This window comes from Streptomyces sp. SID3212, assembly GCF_009865405.1.
GTDB lineage: Bacteria > Actinomycetota > Actinomycetes > Streptomycetales > Streptomycetaceae > Streptomyces.
Map to the genome: position 1 here is coordinate 1 of NZ_WWJY01000966.1, position 206 is coordinate 206.

General features: G+C 80.1%; 1 protein-coding gene. It reads left to right on the top strand.

The window, feature by feature from the left end:
• A partial coding sequence (locus GT042_RS28670; RefSeq protein ID WP_161311609.1) for a hypothetical protein occupies window positions 1–206 on the top strand: 206 nt, incomplete at both ends.

Genomic DNA, 206 nt, shown 5'->3' on the forward strand with positions numbered 1-206 from the left:
GCCCCACGTCCGTGCCGCGCCCCGGCGAGGCCCGTGCGCGGGCGGCGCTCGCCCGGTACGCCGCGGACCACCGCGTGCTGGAACAGGCCGCCGAGATCCGCAGCCAGCGCCTCCACGCCCCCTTCCTCGACAACCAGGTCGTCCGGGCCTGCCGCCTGCTGCCGGAGGCGCTGCGCGTCCAGCCGGGCGCCCGCGCGGACGTCCTG